The following is a 19,950-nucleotide window of genomic DNA, read 5'->3' as shown; positions in this document are numbered from 1 at the left end:
AGAGGCTGGTAATTTTTTCTGACGACTAAAGGACGCCACCCGCCTTGTCGAGACAAGGGAGGAAGCTGTCATACTTAAGTGAGTCACTCAGAAACGTGTCATAGTTAACAACCCATCACACTGACACGCAGCGCGCAGGATTCCGGCTTGTTGCGAGAGCACCGGCGACTACTATGAACCCTCCATGTCCAAACGCTCCCAACGCATCGTGCTGAAGTTCGGTTCCGGCATTCTCTCCAAGGAGAAGGGCGTCGGCTTGAGCCGCCCGCAGATCGCCCGCCTCGCGCGCGAGGTCGGCGCCCTGGTGCGCGCCGGCCACGAGTGCGTCATCGTGTCAAGCGGCGCCGTGGCCGCGGGTCTGGCCACGCTGGAGCTGTCCGCCAAGCCCAAGGAACTCGCGGCCAAGCAGGCCTGCGCCGCCGTCGGCCAGTCGCAGCTGATGCACGCCTACGCCAGCGAGTTCGCCAAGCAGGACATCGCGGTCGCCCAGCTGCTGCTAACCCACAACGACCTCGACAGCCGCGTGCGCCACCAGAACGCCCGCAACACCCTCGCCCACCTGCTCTCCCGCGGCAACGTCGTGCCGATCATCAACGAGAACGACTCCGTCGCCGTCGAGGAACTGAACTTCGGCGACAACGACCGCCTTTCCGCCGAGGTCGCCACACTCATCAACGCCGACCTGCTCATCATCCTGACCAGCGTGGACGGGCTCCAGGACGCCGCCGGCCAGGTCGTGCCGCTCGTGCGCGATTTCAGCGAAGTCTCCGGCCTTGTACGCTCCGACAAGGGCCACGTCTCCACCGGCGGTATGGTCACAAAGCTCCAAGCCGCACAACTCGCCGTGAAAGCCGGCATCCCGGTCAACATCGCCAGCGGCCGCAAGGCCGGGCTCGTCTACCAAATCGTCGCCGGCAAGCGCGTGGGGACCTACTTCCCCGCCAAGTAATTTCCATGGCCGATCTCGCCCAGCTCGTTGCTCAACTCGGATCGCAAGCTCGTGCCGCCGCGCGCGTGCTCGCGACCACGCCGGCCGCGCGCATTGACGCCGCGCTGCTGGCCATGGCAGAGGAACTGCTCGCCGCGGAAAAAGTCATCCTCGCCGCCAACGAGCTGGATGTAGCCGCGGCCAAAGCCAACGGCCAAACGCCCGCGCTGGTGGACCGGCTCACGCTCGACGCCAAGCGCCTCGCTGCTTGCGCCGAGGGCCTGCGGCAGGTCGCCACCCTGCCCCATCCGGTCGGCCAGATCCTGCGCGAGTGGACGCAACCGAACGGCATCAAGATCGCCAAGGTTCGCGTGCCGCTCGGCGTCATCGGCTTCATCTACGAATCACGGCCCAACGTCACCGTGGACGCCGCCGGCCTCTGCCTGAAGAGCGGCAACGCCGTCATCCTGCGCGGCGGCTCCGAGGCGCTGCGCTCAAACACCGCGATAGCCAACACCCTTTCCCGCGGCCTCGCCCAAGCAGGTTTGCCCGCCGCGGCTGTGCAGCTCATCCCTGTCGCCGACCGTGACACCGTGCGCCTGCTCGGCGAGTCCGTCGGCACCGTGGATCTGCTCATCCCGCGCGGCGGTCGCGGCCTGATTGAGGCCGTCGTGCGCACCGCGCGCGTGCCGGTCATCAAGCACTACGACGGCATCTGCGCTCTTTACGTGGACAAGGCCGCCGACTTCGCCATGGCCGAGCAGATCGCGCTCAACGCCAAGGTCCAGCGCCCCGGCGTGTGCAACGCCATCGAGACGATGCTTGTGCACCGCGACGTGGCCGACAAATTCCTCGCGCAAGCGGGCAAGGCCCTCGCGGCAGCCAAAGTCCAGCTGCGCGCCGAACCACTCGCCCTCGCCGCCTTGCAGAAGGCCGGCGTCGCCGCCGTGCCCGCCAAGGATGAGGACTTTCGCACCGAGTTTCTCGACCTCATCCTCGCGGTGAAGGTCGTGGACGACTGCGCCGCCGCCATCGAGCACATCGAAACGCACGGCTCGCGCCATACCGAGACCATCGTCACGGCTGATGCCGCGACCGCCGAACATTTCCTGAACAACATCGACAGCGCCGTCGTGCTCTGGAACGCCTCGACGCGCTTCAACGACGGTTTCCAGTTCGGCTTCGGCGCCGAGATCGGCATCAGCACCGACAAGCTCCACGCCCGCGGCCCGATGGGCCTCGAGGAACTGACGTCCTACAAATACGTGGTCCGCGGCTCCGGCCAGGTGCGGAGCTGAAAAGGACGGCGCCACGGCTTGAAGTAGCCGCGTTGGAGCACAGCGACAACGTGGCCTCGCGCTCGGCCACGCTTTCATCCCGCCAAGGCGGGATTTAAGCGCGGCTACGAATAATTCGCTCCGCAAATGAATAGGTGGAGTCCTGAGCCTCCGCCTCGGAAACGACCGGCGTGGTTTGGAGACCACGCCCTACAGCAAATCCGGAATCACTCCAGCGGCACCTCGAAGAGCGCGACGCTGAGCGCAGGGACTTGCAGCTGGCTGGCTTTCGCGTCCGTGCGCTTGATGTCCACGACGCGCGGCAAACCCGGCGTGTTGTGCGACTCGGCGTTCGGACCGGTGATGTGCCAGCGGGTCGCGGGGCCGGCATACTTCAATCCGGCCAGGGCCAGTTTGAGGTCCACGGCCTCGCTGGTCGGATTCACCACGCCAACCGTGAGCGTCTTGCCATCCTTGGTCAGCGCCGCGGCCACGTCGAGCGGACCGGCGTCATGCGAGACCACGAGCGGCTTCTGGCCGAATTTCTCGCGGTAGAGCTGGAGCACAAGGCCGGTGGTCTCCATCTCGGCGGCCACCTTGCTGGTCTTGATGGCACCGATGACGTTTACCGTCTGCGCGTAATGCGCCATCTGGATGAGGTCGCTCTGGCGGAAGAACTCGTGAAGGCCGGCGGCGATGCCGAGGCCGTCCTGCAGTTCATAAACACAGCCGAGCTCGCCGTAGGCGTATTCGCGGTGCCAGTAGTTCCACTCGTCCATGGCGATCGGCATGAGCTTGCCCTTCAGGTTGGGCAGGCTGGCCTGGAGCTTGCGGTGACCGTCGGCCTTCTCGCGGATGGCTTTGCTGACCAAACCAACATGGGAGAGCACATCGGTGCGGCCGTTCTTGTTCCACGGCACGCGACCGACGTAGAAGTGCTCCGAAAGGTAGTTCATGTGCTCGGCACACTCCTCGAGCATGATGTGCGAGCAGGTCTTGCCGGAGCGGGCCTGCGCAGGGTCATGGTCCTTGTTGATCGTGGTGAGATCGCCGACGGCGACGAGCTGGAGCGAGGGATCGACCTTCCACATGTATTCGGCGACCTCGTTGTGCTTTAGCGTGTAGTGCTGCATCTGCATGAAACCGAGCTGCCACGGGCCGAACATCTCGTTGCCCACGCACCAGTATTTCACGCCGTAAGGCTGGGCATTGCCGTTCTTCGCGCGCCAGCCGCCGGCAACGGTGTTGGCGGCGCCGTTGGTGTATTCCACCCACTGGGCGGCGGAGTAGGCGTCGCCGAAGCCGGTGTTGGCGGCGATCATCGGCTCCGTGCCGATCTCGCGGCAGAACATGATGAACTCGTCGGTGCCGAAGTCGTTGTGCTCGACACCGGTCCAGGCCGGGTTCTTGCGCGGCGGGCGACGGTCGCGATCCCCAATGCCGTCGCGCCAGTCGTAGCCGCTCACGAAGTTGCCACCCGGCCAACGATAGACGGTGCCGTTGAGCTGCTTGAGGAGCGCGAGCGTGTCGCGGCGCATGCCCTTGAAGTTGTCGGAAGGCATGAGCGACGGGGGCCCGAGGAGCACGTCGCCACCGGTCACGCGCAGTTCGAGCTGGGCGCCCTTCTCGGAACCGGCCGCGGGTGTGAGCGCGAAGGTCTGCTTTGAGTAGTCGTTGCCGCTGAAGGAAAGCTTGGTCGAGGCGCGGTCAGCCGCGCCCTCGCCCCAGACGAGCGTCACCTCGATCTCGGCCTTGCCGGAGAACGGTTTGGCCCAGACGTATCCATCGTAGCGCAGACCAGCTTTCACGCCGAGATCGCGCTGGCGGATGCCGGCGCCGGCGTTCACGCGCGGCGAGTGTTTGCCGACGAAGGCGCCTTCCTTGACCATCGTCACCGCCGAGGCGTCACCGATGATCTGCCAGGGCGAGGCACCGACGACAGGGAAGCCGCGTTCCACGACCTGGCCAGGGAAATCAGCGTTCTCGATCGCCCGATAGGGGGCGTATTTCGCCGTGATCGGAAAGTAGAACTTCCGGTCTTCCAGCATCTCGGCCCAGATACCGCCGTAGATACAGCGGCCCATGTGCTCGATGAACTGGCCATAGATGAACGGATTGATCGGAGCGCCGGTTTTGGCGGCGTCCACCTTGACCTCGAGGGGAGCAGCTTGAAGCGCGGTCAGGGGAAGCAGCGACATTGCTGCCAACAGGGACAGTTTGAGGGATTTCATGGGGTAAAGAAACTCGGAACGATGCGCCCCGAGCAGGAATCAGCGGTAGCGAATACGCCTCCTCCGCAATCGCCAGTCGCTTCGGCAGCGAAGCCATGTGACCGTCAAGGATTCGGCGGGAAATCTGCCGCGCGCGGCGTGGGTTGCCCACGGAACACACGGAAAACACAGAAAGCCATGCCCCGGGATTCAGGCGTTGAACGGAAGGCGCGCTTCGGCTGTTCTGTCCCGCGGGCCGAATTTCCACTTACCCCACTCCCATGATCGCCCTCATCGTCCTGGTCGGACTCTTTGTGCTGGTCGTCGTCCTCGCCAAGCTCTTCGGCTCGGGCGGCCCGGGAACCCGCTCTTCCCAAGGTAGTCCCGGAGATTCCGGTTACATCCCCATGGATCCCAACGGCGGCCACTCCGCGCATCACCACACGCCCGATTGCAGCCATGGTGATGCCGGTGGCGGAGATGCGGGCGGAGGTTCCGATGGCGGCGGCGGAGATGGTGGCGGCGGCGGGGGATCAGACTGAGCCTCGATGACCCGGGCCGCATTAATGCTACGATGGAACCCATCGTCCGCCCTGTGAAAGTGCTCTGCTGCATGGCTGCCTGCGTGCTTGGCGGACAATTGTGGGCCGCGCCCGAGCCCAAGGTGGAGATGTCGGTCCAGCTGCCGCCATTCATCATCGAGCAAGCGGCTGGACCGAAGTGGCGCTACACCCGGATTCCGCGATTCGAAATTCTGTCCCGCTGCAACGACCTGACGACGGAGCAACTCGCCCTCGCCTTCCACCGCGCCAACCAGTTCCTGGGCCTGGTGCTGCCTGAACATTTCCAGATCAAGCTCGACGTGCCGCAAGCGCTGATCTTCTACGACGAAAAGCTCTGGCCCATCGCAGAGCAGCAGGCTGTCGCAGCCATGTTGAAGGCTCATCCGCCTGCACGCGCTGACGGCCTGCCGCCCTCCGGCGCTCTTCCTCGCGTCCGGCTCGAACCGATCACCGGTGCGAAATGGCTTGGCCCGGAACCGACAGCGCAGACGACCGCCCCGGACAGCTTCTTCAGCAACCTGATGCTGTCCGACGCCGACTCCATCACGACCTTCGCCTTGGTCTCGGCTTCCACCCTCGATCCGCAGCGGAGCTACCTGACGCCGGCCTACGTGGCCAATCTGCTGGAACAACGCACTCCCGCTCTGCCCGACTGGTTCACCACCGGTTTCCTGCGGCTCTACGAGAGGATGGAATTTCAGGACAACACCGTGACCGTTCGCCCCATCCGTTGGTTTTTTCAGAACGAGAAACCCTCCGGCACCAAGATCGTCGCCCCTGAGCCGGACCTGATTCCGCCCGCGGTGTTTTTCGCCGGAAAGCAGTCGCCCGACTACGACGCCGTTACTTGGCTCGCCCAAAGCGAGCTGTTCGCGAGCTGGGGACTTGATCCTGCGCAGGACCGTGCGAAGGCATTCTGGAAATTCGTGGAGCGAACCGCGACCGAGCCGGTCACTGAATCCGCGTTTGCGGAATGCTTCGGCCTTGATTGGGCCCGGGCCTGGGACCGGCTCGCCGCCCACGCCACCCACCATCCGGGACTGCGCTGGACCCTGCCCGCAGCCTTCGCTCGTCCGCCCGCCGACCCGGTGGAAGACGCCACGCCCCGGCAAATCGCCCGCCTCAAGGGTGAATGGGAACGCCTCGAAGCGCATTACGTGCGGAAGAACCAGCCCGATCTCGAAGAGCACTACGTGACGCTCGCCCGCCGCACCCTGCGCAAGCCCTACGACCGCGGTGATCGCGACCCACGCCTGCTCGCCTCGCTCGGCCTGCTGGAACTTGACGCCGGCAACAAGGCGGAGGCCATTCCGCTGCTGGAGCAAGCCGTGCAAGCCGGCGTTATCCGTCCCCGCGCCTACTATGAAATCGCCCGCCTGCGTTACGACGCCCTCGTGGGCCGCTCCACCCGCAACGACGGCAAATTTACAGCCGAGCAAGTGGCGCCCGTGGTGGAGCCTCTGCTCGCCGGCATGAAGCAATCACCCCCGCTCGCCGCCGCCTACGAATTGCTCGCCCATATAACCACCCAAAGCGTTGCTCCGCCGTCCGAAGAGGTGGTTACCTCCTTGGCCGAAGGCGCACGTCTCTTCCCGCAGAAAAGCGACCGCCTGCTCAAACCGGCCATGCAGGCCAGACTACTTCAGTTTTGAGAAATCGACCGGAGTCAGGAAAATCGAAGACGGCGGGCTGACGAGGATCGGGCCGGGGGCTTCTGATTCGGTGCGGACTTTGACCCAGTCGGGGTCCTGTCGGAAAGAATTGAAGGAGGCTTTGGCAGCGTCCACGGACTTGTGGGCGAGGAGGTAGATCAGCGTTTTGCCGGCGCCCTTGTTTTCGTCGGTCGGATGGAAATACGGGAGGTTGGTCATGCCGTGTTTCTCGAAGAGCTTGAGCGTGTGGTTTCGGAAACGAGCGTCGAGGGCGGCGAGCTTGCCGTCGTTGCAGACGTAGGTGCGGAGCTCGAAGACGCGCGAGCCGGCGGAAGCGCTGGCGGGCCAGCCGGGCGAATAGTCGGTGGTGGCCAGATACACCGAGTCCACCTTGCTCACGATCTTGCCGGCGGCCTCGGAAGCATCGCGGACGGCGTGCCAGGCAGGGTCGTCCACGAAGGCTTTCCATGAGGCCTTGGCGGCATCGCGGCTCTGGTGGCGGAGGATGTAGTAGAGTTTGTCCTGGTCCTTTTCCTCCACGGGCAGCCCATAGATGATGTTCTCCATGCCGTGCTTCTCGAAGAGGGCGCAGGTGTGCTCGCGGAAGCGCTTGAGCAGGTCGGGCATTTTACCCGGGTGCGTGTAATAGATGCGCAGCTCATAGACGGGAGCCGGAGCGGCGGTGTCGGCGGCGACGCCGGGCGATACGAGGCAGGAGAGAACACCAAGGAGCAAAGCAGCGAAGCGTTTCATGGGGGTATTGGTCACCACGAAACACACGAAATACACGAAAGGCAAAGGTGGGATTGGTCTAACCACAGAGTGCCAATCCAAGGCAGGATGCCCAGGGAACACACGGAATGCACGTAAACCGAACCAGCCTTCCGTGTATTCCGTGTGTTCCGTGGGCCAAACATCCGGGGTGCGGGAGCCACGGCTTCATTAGCATAGGCTTCGCCTGTTTTGTGGTGCCCTCGGGTCAGGGTTGCGTCGCGGTCTCGATCACCGCGTGGAAGGCGGGCTTGGGCTGGCCGGCGCGGTCAAAGAGCAGCGGGTGGTTGGTGCGGCCGCGCACGGGCCAGTTGTTCAGCCAGGAGTCGCCGTCGGTCACGCCCCAGAAGGTCACGCGCTCGATCACATCGTCGTTTTTGAGGAAGAGCGCGAAGATGTCGGCGTAGCGCTTGGCCAGCTTCTCCTGGATCTCGGGAGGGAGACCGGCGGTGTAGGGATCGTTCTCGGGCGTGCGCTGCTCGCGCATGGAGATCTCGGCACCGTTGACACGGCGCGGCAGCACCTCGACGTCGAGCTCGGTGAAGTGGACCTTCACGCCGGCGTCGCGCAGGGCGACGATGCTCGCCTCGATCTCGGCGATCGTCGGTGTCTCCAGGCGCCAGTGCGCCTGCGAGCCGACGGCGTCGATTCGGAGCCCCCGGGCGCGCAGGTCGTGCACGAGCTGCACGACAGATTTGAGCCGGCCGGGCGTCTCCATGTTGTAGTCGTTGTAGAGGAGCTGGATGTTTTTCGGCAGTTCCTCGGTGGCGATCTTGAAGGCCTCGATGACCCAGTCGTCGCCGAGAATGCGGCTGAAGGAAGTCTTGCGGACCGAGCCATCCTCAATGATGGCCTCGTTGACCACGTCCCAGGCATCGGTGCTGGGGCCGTAGAGCTTGGCCACGCGCTGCACGCGCTCGCGCATACGCTTGAGCAGGGCGTCCCGCGACAGGGGCTGGCCCTCGGAGTCCTCGTAGACCCACTTCGGCGTCTGCGAATGCCAGAACAGCGTGTGCCCGACCATGTGCATGCCGTGGGCCTTGCCGTAGCCGAAGAAAGCCCCGGCCTCGGCGTCGTTGTATTCGCCCGGCTGGGGGTTGTAGGGGCCCCATTTCATGAGGTTGGTGGAGACAAGGGAGTTGAAATGTTTCTCAACCAGCGGGCGCAACGGGTGGCCGGGCTGCAGGGCGACGTTGGAGCCGACCGCGCCGCCGATGAGGAATTTGCCGGCGAAGACGTCCTTGAGCGCGGGCAGGTCATCCCCGGCGCGAAGTCCGGCGGTGGCAAAGGCACAGAGGGCAAGCAGGGACAGCAGAGGTTTCATGGTCAGATTCGCGCGAACGAAAACACGGTGCCGCAGGAAACAAACGGCCTGCCGTGCGAACAAGAGACTGGAGTGGACGCGTTGCCCCCGACCGAAGGGCGGCAAAGAAAAAGGCGCTCCGGGTGGGAGCGCCTGAAGTAAGCTGGATCGCCACGGCGCGATGCGCCTCGCGATGACCATCAAGGCAGGTCGGTCGAGCCCATCAGGTAACGGTCGCACTCGCGGGCGGCGCCGCGACCTTCGTTGATGGCCCAGACGACGAGTGACTGGCCGCGGCGGCAGTCGCCGGCGGCGAAGACGCCCTTCACGCTGGTGGTGTATTTCTCGTGCTCGGCCTTGATGTTGGAGCGCGGGTCGGTCTCGACGCCGATGTCCTTCACGAGGGCCTGCTCGGGCCCGAGGAAGCCCATGGCGAGCAGCACGAGCTGCGCGGGGCGGGTTTTCTCGGTGCCGGGGATCTCCTGCGGCACGAACTGACCCTTGTCGTTCTTGCCCCACTTGATCTCGACGGTGACGAGCTCCTTCACGTTGCCGTTGGCGTCGCCGACGAACTTCTTGACCGTGGTGAGATAGACGCGCGGGTCGGCGCCGAACTTCGCGGCGGCCTCCTCCTGGCCGTAGTCCATCTTGTAGGTCTTGGGCCACTCGGGCCAGGGATTGTCGGCCGCGCGCTCGGTCGGCGGCTTGGGGAGAATCTCGATCTGCACGAGGCTCTTGCAGCCGTGGCGGAGGGAAGTGCCCACGCAATCGGTGCCGGTGTCGCCGCCGCCGATGACGACGACGTCCTTGCCCTCGGCGTTGATCGGCGCCTTGCCGTTCGCGAGCACGGCCTTGGTGTTGGCGGTGAGGAACTCCATCGCGAAGTGCACGCCCTTGAGGCTGCGGCCCTCGATGGGCAGGTCGCGCGGCTGGGTGGCGCCGGTGCAGATGACGGTGGCGTCGTATTCCTTGAGGAAGATGGCCGGATCGACGTTGTCGTTGTCACCCGTGCCGACGCTGGCGTTGCACACGAACTTGATGCCCTCCTGCTCCATGAGCTTGATGCGTCGGAGGACGACCTCCTGCTTGTCGAGCTTCATGTTGGGGATGCCATACATGAGCAGGCCGCCCGGACGGTCGGCGCGCTCGAAGACGGTGACGGTGTGACCGGCGCGGTTGAGCTGCGCGGCGGCGGAGAGACCGGCGGGGCCGGAACCGATGACAGCGACCTTCTTACCGGTGCGGACCGCGGGGGCCTCGGGGATGACCCAGCCCTCCTCCCAACCCTTGTCGATGATGGAGGCCTCGATGTTCTTGATCGTGACCGGCGGGTTGTTGATGCCGAGCACGCAGGAGCCCTCGCAGGGCGCGGGGCAGACGCGGCCGGTGAACTCCGGGAAGTTGTTCGTCTTGTGCAGGCGGTGCAGCGCCTCGTGCCAGAGACCGCGGTAGACGAGGTCGTTCCACTCAGGGATGAGGTTGTTGATCGGGCAGCCGGATGCCATGCCGCTGATCAGCTTGCCCGTGTGGCAGAACGGGACGCCGCAATCCATGCAGCGCGCGCCCTGCGTGCGGAGCTTCTTCTCCTCCATGTGGTGGTGGAACTCCTTCCAATCCTTGACGCGCTCGGTCGGGGTGCGGTCGGTCGGAAGCTCGCGGAGGTATTCGATGAAGCCGGTTGGTTTGCCCATGGGAGGAAAGTTGAAGTAGGAAGTTTAAGTTTAAGAATTAAACTTCGGACTGGGAATGAGTTCGAGGTGGGTGGCGAAGGATTGAGCTTAAACTTAAACTTTCAGCTTAAACTGTTGGCGGTTAATTGCCGCCGACACGGGAGGTGTCGCGGGCGTTTTCCTCGAAGGCGGACATGATGGCCTCGTCGCCGGTGAGGCCCTGGGCCTGGGCGCGCTCTATGCAGGCGAGCATGCGCTTGTAGTCCTTGGGCATGACCTTGACGAACTTCGGCACGAACTTGTCCCACGCGGCGAGGACGGCCTTGGCCTTCTCGCTCTTCGTGTAGTCGAGGTGCTTCTGGATCATCGCCTTCACGGCGGCGATCTCCTTGCCGTCCTCGAGTTTCTCGATGCCGACCATCTGGGTGTTCACGCGGCCGGCGAAATCGCCGGCCTCGTCGAGCACGTAGGCGATGCCGCCCGACATGCCGGCGCCGAAGTTGCGGCCGGCGCGGCCGAGCACGACGACGTTGCCGCCGGTCATGTATTCGCAGGCGTTGTCGCCCACGCCCTCAACCACGACGGTGACGCCGGAGTTGCGGACCGCGAAGCGCTCGCCCGCGAGACCGCGGATGTAGGCCTCGCCGGCGCTGGCGCCGTAGAAGGCCACGTTGCCAATGATCATGTTCTCCTCGGCCTTGAACGGAGCCTTGGCATCCGGGAAGACGATGAGCTTGCCGCCCGACAGGCCCTTGCCGAAGTAGTCGTTGGCGTCGCCCTCGATGGAGAGGGTGACACCGCGGGTGACGAAGGCGCCGAAGCTCTGGCCGGCGGAGCCCTTGAACTTGAAGCGCACGGTGTCCTCAGGGAGGCCCTTGGCGCCGTGCTTGCGGGTGATCTCGCTGGAGGTGATCGTGCCGGTCACGCGGTTGACGTTGCGGATCGGGAGCTCGGCCACGACCTTCTCGCCCTGCTCGATCGCGGGCTTCGCGAGTGCAACGAGCGTGGTCATGTCGAGCGAGCGGTCGATGCCGTGGTCCTGCTTCTGCGAGCAGAAGCGGCCGACCTCGGGGCCGACGTCGGGCTGGTAGAGGATATTGGAAAAATCCAGACCCTTGGCCTTCCAGTGGTCCACGGCCTTCTTCGCCTCGAGGCGGTCGGTGCGGCCGATCATCTCCTCGATGGTGCGGAAGCCGAGCGAGGCCATGAGCTCGCGGATGTCCTCGGCGATGAACTTCATGAAGTTCACCACGTGCTCGGGCTTGCCCGCGAACTTGGCGCGGAGCTGCGGATCCTGCGTGGCGACGCCGGCCGGGCAGGTGTTGAGGTGGCACACGCGCATCATGATGCAGCCCGTGGCGACGAGCGGCGCGGTGGCGAAACCGAACTCCTCGGCGCCGAGCAGCGCGGCGATGACGACGTCGCGACCGGTCTTGAGCTGGCCGTCGGTCTCCACCGCGATGCGGGAGCGGAGGTTGTTGAGCACGAGGGTCTGGTGGGTCTCGGCGAGGCCGAGTTCCCACGGGAGGCCCGCGTGGTGCAGCGAGGTCATCGGCGACGCGCCGGTGCCGCCGTCATAGCCGGAGATGAGCACGACATCGGCGTGCGCCTTGGCGACGCCCGCGGCGACGGTGCCGACACCCACCTCGGACACGAGCTTCACGGAGATGCGCGCGTGGTGGTTGCCGTTCTTGAGGTCGTGGATGAGCTCGGCAAGATCCTCGATAGAATAGATGTCGTGGTGCGGCGGGGGCGAGATGAGGCCCACGCCGGCGGTGGTGCCGCGGGTCTTCGCGACCCAGGGATAGACCTTGGTGCCGGGCAGCTGGCCGCCCTCGCCGGGCTTGGCACCCTGGGCCATCTTGATCTGGATTTCGCGCGCATTGACGAGGTATTCGCTCGTCACGCCGAAGCGGCCGGAGGCGACTTGCTTGATGGCGGAGTTCTTGGAATCACCCAGCTCGTTGGTCCAGGTGAAGCGCGCGGGATCCTCGCCGCCCTCGCCGGTGTTGGACTTGCCGCCAATGCGGTTCATCGCGATGGCGAGCGTCTCGTGGGCCTCGCTCGAGATGGAGCCGTAGGACATGGCGCCCGTCTTGAAGCGCTTCATGATGCTCTCGATCGGCTCGACCTCCTCCAGCGGGATGGCAGGGCCGGCCTTGAACTCGAGCAGCGAGCGCAGCGTGCACAGGCGGCCGCTCTGCTCGTTCACCAGCTTGGCGTAGCTCTGGTAGGCGGACTTGTTGTTCGTGCGGACGGCCTTCTGGAGGGCGTGCACGGACTCGGGCGTGAAGAGGTGGGCTTCGCCGCTGGCGCGCCACTGGTAGAGACCGCCGACGGGCAGCACATGGCCGTTGACCTGGCGGTCCGGGTAGGCCGCGCGGTGACGGAGGAGGATTTCCTGCGCGATGACGTCGAGGCCGATGCCGCCGACGCGCGAGGGTGTCCAGGTGAAGTAGTGGTCCACGACATCCTGGCGGAGGCCGAGGGCCTCGAACACCTGGGCGCCGCGGTAGGACTGGATCGCGGAGATGCCCATCTTGGACATGACCTTGATGACGCCCTTGGAGGCGGCCTTCACGTAGTTGGCGCAGGCCTTCTTGTGGTCGATGCCCGTGAGCATGCCCTCGCGGATCATGTCGTCGATGGTCTCGAACGCCACGTAGGGGTTGATGGCGGTGCAGCCGTAGCCGATGAGCAGCGAGAAGTGGTGCACCTCGCGGGCGTCACCGGTCTCAACGACGAGCGACACGCGCGTGCGCAGGCCCTCGCGGATGAGGTAGTGGTGCAGGCCGGCGACGGCGAGCAGCGACGGGATCGGCGCGAAGTCCTTGGTGACGCCGCGGTCGGAGAGGATGAGCACGTTGACCTCGTCCTCCTCGATCATGCGGCGGGCCATGACGGAGAGCTCCTCCATGGACTTGGCGAGACCCTTTTCGCCGCGCGCGACGCGGAAGAGGATGGGCAGCACGCCGGTCTTGAGGCCGGGCAAATTGGTGCGGCGGATCTTGGCGAACTCCTCGTTGGTGAGGACGGGCCACTTCAGCTCGACGCGGCGGGCGGCCGTGGGCTGCGGGTTGAGCAGGTTGCCCTCGGAACCGAGGCGCGACTCGGCGGAGGTCACGATCTCCTCGCGGATCGAGTCGATCGGCGGGTTGGTGACCTGGGCGAAGAGCTGCTTGAAATAATCGTAGAGCAGGCGCGGCTTGTTGGAGAGCACCGCGAGGGCGGCGTCGTTGCCCATCGAGCCGATGGCCTCAACGCCATCCTTGGCCATGGGGGCGATGATCACGCGCTCATCCTCAAAGGTGTAGCCGAAGGCGATCTGACGCTGGAGCAGTGTCTCGTGGTCGGGCACCTCGACGGTCGGGGCCGGGGGCAGGTCGCTGAGGTGGACCAGGTGCTCCTTGATCCACTCGCCGTAGGGCTGGGCGGAGCAGATGGCGCGCTTGATCTCCTCGTCCTCGATGATGCGGCCCTGCTCGGTGTCCACGAGGAACATGCGGCCGGGCTGCAGGCGGCCCTTCTGCACGATGTCCTCGGGCGGGAACTCCAGCACGCCGGCCTCGGAGGCCATGATGACGATGCCGTCCTTGGTGACGTAGTAGCGGGAGGGGCGCAGGCCGTTGCGGTCGAGGATGGCGCCGATCTGGCGGCCGTCGGTGAAACCCATCGAGGCGGGACCGTCCCACGGCTCCATCAGGCAGGAGTGATACTGGTAGAACGCGCGGCGCTCCGGATCCATGGACTCGTGGTTGGACCACGGCTCGGGGATCATCATCATCATCGCGTGGGCCAGCGGACGGCCGGCGAGCACGAGGAGCTCGAGGGTGTTGTCGAACATCGACGAGTCGGAACCGTTGGGGTTCACGATCGGAAGGATCTTCTTGATGTCGTCGCCGAAGAGCGGGCTCTCGAACAGGGCCTGACGGGCGTGCATCCAGTTGATGTTGCCGCGGAGGGTGTTGATCTCGCCGTTGTGCGCGAGGTAGCGGTAGGGGTGCGCGCGCTCCCAGCTCGGGAAGGTGTTGGTCGAGAAACGCGAGTGGACCAGCGCCAGCGCCGACTCCATCGCCGGGTGCTTCAGGTCGGGGAAATAGTTGTCCACCTGGTCGGTGGTGAGCATGCCCTTGTAAACCAAGGTGCGGGCGGACAGGGAGGCCACATACCAGGCCTCGGCACCGGCCAGCGTGGAGGTGCGGATGTCGCTGTAGGCGCGCTTGCGGATGACGTAGAGCTTCCGCTCGAAGCCCAGTTCGTCGAGGCCCTCGGGGCGCTCGATGAAGGCCTGGCGCATGAACGGCTCGGAGGACTTCGCGGTGTCGCCGAGCGAGGCGTTCTTGGTCGGCACGGTCCGCCAGCCGAGGAACTTGCAGCCCTCGGACTGCACGACCTGCTCAAAACGCTCCTCGACCTTGCGGCGGACGGTGGCGTTGCGCGGCAGGTAGATCAGGCCGACGCCGTAGTTGCCGGCCTCGGGGAGGGTGAAACGCAGGGTCTTGCCGATGTCGGCGAAAAACTTGTGGGGGACCTGGATGAGGATGCCGGCGCCGTCGCCGGTGTTGATCTCGGCGCCGCTCGCACCGCGGTGGTCCAGGTTGCGCAGGATCTGGAGGCCGTCGGCCACGATCTTGTGCGACTTGCGGCCTTTCATGTCCACGATGAAGCCGACGCCGCAGGCATCGTGTTCAAACCAAGGATCGTAAAGGCCCTGCTTGCCGGGCCGGCCGGTGGGAACGGTGGTGGTGGACATGGAAGAGGAAGATTGGCCGGACATCGTGATGGTGAAAGGCGACGAAACGGCCCCCGCGCGGCGGAGGCAAGGCAAGAGGTGGGTTGTGACTAAGTCTGGACGGAGGCGGCCGACGCGGGTTGGGCGCCGAACTCCTCGAAACGGTAAACCGGCTCGGGCATGTCGGCGACGGGGGGCACCGGCACGACCTTCCAGAATTTCGCGGACTCGGCCGGCCAGTTGGCGGCGAGGAAGGCCGCATGCGGGCTGCCGGTCAGCTCGGCGTGGAGCGAGACGAGGCGGCGGAGGGCGGTGCTTTCCGCGGCGTCCTCGAGGCGCACCGGACGGATGAGGGCGGGATTGTAGCGGTCGGAGAACGTGCCCTGGTCGTCGTAGACGAAGGCCAGGCCGCCGGACATGCCGGCGCCGAAATTGAGACCGACCTCGCCGAGCACGACGACCGTGCCGCGGGTCATGTATTCGCAGCCGTGGTCCCCCACCCCCTCGACCACCGCGGTGGCGCCGGAGTTGCGCACCGCGAAGCGTTCGCCCGCGCGGCCAGCCGCGAAGAGCGAACCACCGGTGGCGCCGTAGAGGCACGTGTTGCCGACAATGGAGTTGTCGCGCCAAATGAACTTCTCGACGGGCTTGGGGTGGACGATGATCTCGCCGCCCGCCATGCCCTTGCCGACGTAGTCGTTGGCCTCGCCGATGAGGCGGAGCCGCACGCCCTGCACGAGGAACGCGCCAAAACTCTGGCCGGAGCTGCCGGTGAACTGGAGGTCCACGGTGCCGGGGGGCAACGCATTGTTGCCGCGGGCGTAGGCAATCTGGCCGGAGAGGTAGGTGCCGACGTCGCGGTTGGCGTTCTCGACCTTGTAGCGGCCGGTGAGCTTGGCCGCGTGGCCGGTGATGATGTCGCGGGCCTCGATGACGATGGCCTCGTCGAGCGTGCCCTCGTTGCCGAAACGGGCGTTGCGCTCGCGCGTGTGGTAGCGCTCCGACTGGCCGCTCGGGTCGGGATCGTGGAGCACGCCGGAAAGGTTGATCAGGCGCGTCTTCGGGTTGGCCGGATCGTCGATCTGCTCGAGCAGATCCACGCGGCCGATGACCTCGTTGAGCGTCTTCGCCCCGAGGCGCGCGAGGTAGCGGCGCACCTCCTCGGCGACGGCGTTGAAGTAATTGATGACGTTCTCGGGCTTGCCGCGGAACTTCGCGCGCAGGTCCTCCCGCTGCGTGGCGACGCCGACCGGGCAGGTGTTCTGGTGGCAGACCCGGAACATCGCGCAACCCGCCGCGATGAGCGCCGAGGTGCCGAAGTTGAACTCCTCCGCGCCGAGCAGCGCGGCGACCACGATGTCGCGGCCGGTCTTCATGCCGCCGTCGGTGCGGAGCACGACGCGGCTGCGGAGGCCGTTCATCATGAGCACCTGGTGCGCCTCGGCGACGCCGAGGACCCAGTCGGAGCCGGCGTTCTTGATCGAGCCGAGCGGCGAAGCGCCCGTGCCGCCCTCGTGGCCGGAGACCAGGATGACGTCGGCGTAGGCCTTGGCCACGCCGGCGGCGACGGTGCCGACGCCGGATGACGCGACGAGCTTCACGCAGACCTTGGCGCGCGGGTTGACCTCCTTGAGGTCGAAGATGAGCTGCGCGAGATCCTCGATGGAATAGATGTCGTGGTGCGGCGGCGGCGAAATGAGCATGACCCCCGGAACGGAGTAACGGAGGCGCGCGATCAACGGCGTGACCTTGGCGCCGGGCAGCTGGCCGCCCTCTCCCGGCTTGGCGCCCTGCGCCATCTTGATCTCGATCTCGCGGGCGTTGGACAGGTATTCCGCCGTCACGCCGAAGCGGCCGGAGGCGACCTGCTTGATGGCGGAGTTGGCGCTGTCGCCGTTTTCGCGGACCACGAAACGCTTCGGGTCCTCGCCGCCCTCGCCGGAATTGGACTTGCCGCCAATGCGGTTCATCGCGATGGCCAGCGCCTCGTGCGCCTCGGGCGAGAGCGCACCGAGCGACATGCCGGCCGTGGTGAAACGCTTGCGGATGTCCTCGATCGGCTCGACCTCGTCGAGCGCGACCGGCTGCTCGGCAAACTTGATCTTGAGCAGGTCCTTGAGGGTGACGGGCGCGTGTTCGTCGGCGGTCGTCGCGAAGGTCTTGTAGGCCTCGGCGTCGGGGTTGCGCACGAACTTGTGCATGCCCGCGACAACCTTGGGATTCCAGCCGTGGAACTCGCCCTCGCCGCGCTTGTTCACGCGGTAATAGCCCTCGTTGTGCATCGCCGGCGCGGTGGCCTGGCCGACCTGGTCGGGATCGGCCGGATCGAGCTTCGGGAATCCGCGCTCGTGTCGCGCGATGGTTTCCTCGGCGATCTGGCGGTAGCCGATGCCGCCCATGGGCGAAGGGGTTCCCTTGAAGCAGTCCTCAATGACCTTGTTGCCGATGCCGAGCGCTTCGAACATGTGGGCGCCACGGTAGCTCAGCAGCGTGCTGATGCCCATCTTGGCCATGACCTTCAGGAGGCCGGCATCGATGGCAGACTTGTAGTTCTGCTCCGCCTGCGCGGGCGTGACCGGCACGGAGGTCTTACCCGAGGCCGCGAGGTCGCGGACGGTCGCGAGTGCGAGCCACGGGTTCACCGCGGCGGCGCCGTTGCCGATGAGGCAGGCGATGTGGTGGACGTCGCGCGCCTCGCCGGTCTCAGCCACGAGGTCGCAACGCAGGCGCAGACCCGCGTTGACGAGCTTCGTCTGCACCGCGCCCATCGCGAGCAGCATGGGAATGGCGACCTGGCCGCGGCCGACGCCGCGGTCGGAAAGGATGATCACGCGCGAGCCGTGGGTCTGCACGACGCTGAGCGCACGCTTGGCGAGGTCCGCGAGGGCATTCTCCAGCGCATCGGATCCGGTCGCCGGATCGAACAGCACGCTGAAGCGCGCCACGCGGCCACGAAGGAAACTGATTTCCGACAGCGCCGTCAGCTCGTGGTCGAGCAGCACGGGCGTGTCGAGCGTCACCAAGCCGTCGAAGTCGGGCTGGTTCTCGAACAGGTTCAGGCGGCCGCCGATGCCGGACTGGATCGACATCACGGATTTCTCGCGGATCGAGTCGATCGGCGGATTCGTGACCTGCGCGAAGAGCTGCTTGAAATACTGGTAGAGCAGGCGCGGCCGGCGGGAGAGCACGGCCAGCGGCGTGTCGTCGCCCATCGAGCCAACGGGTTCTTGTCCTTCCGCCAGCGGCGCGAAGATGAGTTCGAGCTCGTCGAGGTCGTAACCGAAGGCGAGCTGCTGGTCGAGGGCGGCCGGCGCAGGCGTGAACGGCACGGCCGACTCGGCGACCTTCTTCGTGTAGGTCTCGGCGAACTTGTGGAGGTTGACGAGGTGCTTGTCGCACCACTCGCCGTAGTTGAAATGCGCCTCGGCCACGACCGCGGCCTTGATCTCGGCGTCCTTGAGCAGCTTGTTGGCCTTGAGGTCCACCGCGATCATGCGGCCCGGCCCGAGGCGGCCGGACTCCACGACCTTGCCCGGCAGGTCGGCGACGACGCCGGCCTCGGAGGCGAGGACGAAGTAGCCGTCGTCATAAACCTTGTAGCGCGCGGGGCGCAGGCCGTTGCGGTCGAGCGAGGCGGCCACGAAACGGCCATCGGTGAACACGAGCGCGGCCGGGCCGTCCCAGGGCTCCATCAGGTGCGAATGGTAGCGGTAGAAATTGCGCAGCTCGGGCGGCAGGGCCTTGTCCTTCTCCCACGCCATCGGGACCGTCATCATCATGGCGTGGAGCGGTGAGCGGCCGCCGAGGATCAGCGTCTGCAGGACGTTGTCGAGGCTGGCCGAGTCGGACATGCCCGGCTGCACGATCGGGTGCAGGTCGGCGAAGCGCGCGCCCCAGACGCCGCCGGCCATCGAGCGCTCACGTGCGTCCATGCGCACGCGGTTGCCGCGGATGGTGTTGATCTCGCCGTTGTGCGCGAGGGCGCGGAACGGCTGCGCGAGGTGCCAGGTCGGGAAGGTGTTGGTCGAGTAGCGCTGGTGGAACAGCGCGAAGGCCGTGCGGTAGTCCTTACGGCGCAGGTCCGGGTAGAACTTGCGCACCTGCGGGGCGTTGAGCAGGCCCTTGTAAACGATGGTGCGGCAGGAGAAACTGCACACGTAGAAGCCGTCGATGCGCGCCGCGAGGCAGCGACGCTCGGCAACCATGTGAGCGAGGAACAGTTTCCGCTCAAATTCCTCCTCGGTGAGCTCCTCGAGCCGAGCGACGAGGGCCTGCGCGATGACCGGCACGGACTCGGCGGCCTTGCGGCCCAAAATGGAAATGTCCACCGGCACCTCGCGCCAGCCGAGGAAGGCGAGGCCCTCCTCCTTCACGGCCTCAATGACGATCTTGCGCGCGTGGGCCTGGGCGAGGTCGTTGCCGCGCGGCAGGAAGATCATGCCGACGCCCAGCTCGTTGTCGGCCGGGGCGGTCTTCTTCTGCGTCTCGAAATGCTCGCGGAAAATCTCGTAGGGCAACTGCGTGAGGACGCCGGCGCCGTCGCCGGTGATGGCATCGGCATCGATGGCGCCGCGGTGGGCCAGGGCCTTAAGCGCACCGAGGGCACGGGCCAGCACGTCGTGGCTGCGTTCTCCGGTAATGCGGGCGACAAAGCCGACGCCGCAGGCGTCGTGTTCAAACTCGGGATTATAGAGCGGAGATGGCCGGATTTTGCTCACTAAGGTTGTTGGTCGGAGGTTAATCAACGCGCACCGCCGCCGGCTCTGGCAATAGCGTTTTTTGCCGGACGACAGTGCGGCTTAAACAGGTGCGCGCGGCAGAGCGGAGCACAGATTTGGAACATC

General features: G+C 65.8%; 10 protein-coding genes. 4 read left to right on the top strand and 6 right to left on the bottom strand.

What is annotated here, in order from left to right; all coding sequences use genetic code 11:
* The first annotated feature begins 184 nt into the window (after positions 1–184).
* Both proB and ESB00_RS06095 read left to right on the top strand, forming a co-directional pair.
* Positions 185–949, top strand: a complete 765-nt coding sequence (proB, locus tag ESB00_RS06100) for a glutamate 5-kinase (protein ID WP_129046834.1) — start codon at positions 185–187, stop codon at positions 947–949.
* 5 nt (positions 950–954) lie between these two features.
* Positions 955–2,226: a glutamate-5-semialdehyde dehydrogenase gene (locus ESB00_RS06095; protein WP_129046833.1), complete on the top strand. Its 1,272-nt coding sequence runs from the start codon at positions 955–957 to the stop codon at positions 2,224–2,226.
* 206 nt (positions 2,227–2,432) lie between these two features.
* On the opposite strand, the gene ESB00_RS06090 is transcribed toward ESB00_RS06095, so the two are convergent.
* A complete protein-coding gene (locus ESB00_RS06090; RefSeq protein ID WP_129046832.1) occupies positions 2,433–4,436 on the bottom strand; it encodes an alpha-L-arabinofuranosidase C-terminal domain-containing protein in 2,004 nt (667 codons plus the stop codon).
* A 260-nt stretch (positions 4,437–4,696) separates the two neighbouring features.
* Between ESB00_RS06090 and ESB00_RS06085 the strand changes: the two genes are divergently transcribed.
* Both ESB00_RS06085 and ESB00_RS06080 read left to right on the top strand, forming a co-directional pair.
* Positions 4,697–4,957 (top strand): hypothetical protein, encoded by a 261-nt coding sequence (locus ESB00_RS06085; protein WP_129046831.1) that lies wholly within the window; start codon positions 4,697–4,699, stop codon positions 4,955–4,957.
* 32 nt (positions 4,958–4,989) lie between these two features.
* A complete protein-coding gene (locus ESB00_RS06080; RefSeq protein WP_129046830.1) occupies positions 4,990–6,630 on the top strand; it encodes a hypothetical protein in 1,641 nt (546 codons plus the stop codon).
* Here ESB00_RS06080 and ESB00_RS06075 read toward each other — a convergent pair.
* From ESB00_RS06075 to gltB (ESB00_RS06055), 5 genes are all read right to left on the bottom strand, one after another.
* Positions 6,616–7,383: an NIPSNAP family protein gene (locus tag ESB00_RS06075; protein WP_129046829.1), complete on the bottom strand. Its 768-nt coding sequence runs from the start codon at positions 7,381–7,383 to the stop codon at positions 6,616–6,618. The two genes, ESB00_RS06080 and ESB00_RS06075, sit on opposite strands and share 15 nt — an antisense overlap.
* Positions 7,384–7,609: 226 nt before the next feature.
* Positions 7,610–8,725, bottom strand: a complete 1,116-nt coding sequence (locus ESB00_RS06070; RefSeq protein ID WP_164976070.1) for an endo-1,4-beta-xylanase — start codon at positions 8,723–8,725, stop codon at positions 7,610–7,612.
* Between the two features lie 179 nt (positions 8,726–8,904).
* Positions 8,905–10,395 carry a glutamate synthase subunit beta gene (locus ESB00_RS06065; protein ID WP_129046827.1) on the bottom strand — a complete coding sequence of 497 codons (1,491 nt, stop codon included), beginning with the start codon at positions 10,393–10,395 and terminating at the stop codon, positions 8,905–8,907.
* A gap of 121 nt (positions 10,396–10,516) precedes the next feature.
* Positions 10,517–15,127, bottom strand: coding sequence for a glutamate synthase large subunit (gltB, locus tag ESB00_RS06060; protein ID WP_129046826.1), 4,611 nt, complete (start codon positions 15,125–15,127; stop codon positions 10,517–10,519).
* 89 nt (positions 15,128–15,216) lie between these two features.
* Positions 15,217–19,824, bottom strand: coding sequence for a glutamate synthase large subunit (gene gltB / locus ESB00_RS06055; RefSeq protein WP_129046825.1), 4,608 nt, complete (start codon positions 19,822–19,824; stop codon positions 15,217–15,219).
* Between the last annotated feature and the right edge of the window lie 126 nt (positions 19,825–19,950).

The sequence above is a fragment of the Oleiharenicola lentus genome (genome assembly GCF_004118375.1).
Taxonomy (GTDB): Bacteria; Verrucomicrobiota; Verrucomicrobiia; order Opitutales; family Opitutaceae; genus Lacunisphaera; species Lacunisphaera lenta.
Note: the sequence above shows the minus strand (reverse complement) of the source record. Positions and strands in the feature narration are given on the sequence as shown.

Bases quoted from the DNA above. Each gene is read 5' to 3' on its own strand.
- proB (WP_129046834.1), top strand. From the start codon at position 185: ATGTCCAAACGCTCCCAACGCATCGTGCTGAAGTTCGGTTCCGGCATT.
- ESB00_RS06095 (WP_129046833.1), top strand. From the start codon at position 955: ATGGCCGATCTCGCCCAGCTCGTTGCTCAACTCGGATCGCAAGCTCGT.
- ESB00_RS06090 (WP_129046832.1), bottom strand. From the start codon at position 4,436: ATGAAATCCCTCAAACTGTCCCTGTTGGCAGCAATGTCGCTGCTTCCC.
- ESB00_RS06085 (WP_129046831.1), top strand. From the start codon at position 4,697: ATGATCGCCCTCATCGTCCTGGTCGGACTCTTTGTGCTGGTCGTCGTC.
- ESB00_RS06080 (WP_129046830.1), top strand. From the start codon at position 4,990: ATGGAACCCATCGTCCGCCCTGTGAAAGTGCTCTGCTGCATGGCTGCC.
- ESB00_RS06075 (WP_129046829.1), bottom strand. From the start codon at position 7,383: ATGAAACGCTTCGCTGCTTTGCTCCTTGGTGTTCTCTCCTGCCTCGTA.
- ESB00_RS06070 (WP_164976070.1), bottom strand. From the start codon at position 8,725: ATGAAACCTCTGCTGTCCCTGCTTGCCCTCTGTGCCTTTGCCACCGCC.
- ESB00_RS06065 (WP_129046827.1), bottom strand. From the start codon at position 10,395: ATGGGCAAACCAACCGGCTTCATCGAATACCTCCGCGAGCTTCCGACC.
- gltB (WP_129046826.1), bottom strand. From the start codon at position 15,127: ATGTCCACCACCACCGTTCCCACCGGCCGGCCCGGCAAGCAGGGCCTT.